Source organism: Bacillus salipaludis, from assembly GCF_004358205.1.
The window spans coordinates 1-1,415 of record NZ_SMYO01000096.1 but is presented as its reverse complement, the minus strand read 5'-3'; the positions used below and the strand labels follow the sequence as shown (position 1 = coordinate 1,415).

At 34.9% G+C, this 1,415-nt stretch carries 1 protein-coding gene; it reads left to right on the top strand.

Annotated features, from left to right (window positions below):
• The first annotated feature begins 258 nt into the window (after positions 1–258).
• Positions 259–1,194: a YncE family protein gene (locus E2K98_RS30585; RefSeq protein ID WP_133340756.1), complete on the top strand. Its 936-nt coding sequence runs from the start codon at positions 259–261 to the stop codon at positions 1,192–1,194.
• Positions 1,195–1,415: the final 221 nt, after the last annotated feature.

Here is a 1,415-nt window from a genome sequence, read left to right as displayed (position 1 = left end):
TATATATGACTTAAGAAAAGAAATTAGCTATATTTTGTAAATGATAACTAGGAGGAGCCGTGTGCGTTAATAGCGCAAGCACGGTTCTGTGAGGGGGGAGGAGTACAATTTACCGCAAGGTAGAAAGGCTCCCTTCTACTCGACATGTTGAAGATGGGTTTGCTAAAGACGACCCCATCTTTTTATTATTTAACTAAGTGTTAGAATACGAATAAGGAGAATAAGTAGGAAAAAGAATTTCTAAGGAGTTCGGTAGCTATGCTTCAAATGAACGTATTAAAAAAATTTAAAACCTCATATGAAATAAAACTTTCACAGAATCAACGTTTTTTATGCCATTCAATGGGAAGTAAAACGATTGTTTATGATACAAGTTCTTGGGAAAAAATTGCGGAGCTCAAGCCTAATAATCCGGGCAATTTTTATTTCTCTCAAAATGATGATTATTTATATATAAAAAATACGACTGGTACTATATATGTGTATGAAACGGCTAGATTTCAGTTAGTAAAAACGATTAAATCGAATAAAAAATTTCAATTTGAGGAAGGGGATTTTGCGATAACCGATAGCCCATTACTAATCCTTGATACATTGAAAACATATAATGGACGTCAACTAGTATTAATCAATATTGAAAATGGTGAATACAACGTACTATCCGAATTTGAAGATTCAATTACTCTTATCCATTTTAATCATTTTATTAAAGCTGAAAATACTTATTTATTTACTTTGAGTTATGTAAATAATGAAGGGTACCGAGTCGAAAAAATAGTAAAAGTTAAAGAACCAATAAATAAAGAGTCCATTGAAGTATTAGATAACTTAGAAATTCGAAATTGGGATTCCATCATCTTTAACTCTAGTCATAACGTATATATTGTGGTTCAAGATTATGACATAGTTATACTCGATGGACAGTTTAAAGAAATTTTAAAGAAAGTCTGCTTATCAGAACAGGATTATCCTGACCACTTCGGTTATTTTCAACATATGCACCAGTCAAACGATGGTCGATATTTTATCCTTACATATAGTGAGAAAGTTTTAATCCTGCGATACGATGATTTAGAACCCATTGTAGTTGAAGAACTACAATATGCCTGTTTTGGGGAATTCAGCAACGATGACCGATTTATTTCTATAGGAACATGGGAGAATGGCTACATCCTTGAAAACACCCTACGTTAGTGTCTTTTGAGAGATAAAGGTCACCGTTCTTCTCTTTCTAATACGAATTGTGGAATCCTTCACTTAAAGTAACGGGTGCAAGAGTTAAAGAATGGGATGGCTGCGGCGATCCCATTTTCTTATGTGCGCCCGGCATGGGCGATAACTTGGTGGTGAAAGTCCACTACAGGCTTGGCAGTAGGAACTGTTAGCCAATAGCAAGGGTGTCCACCGTGAGGTGG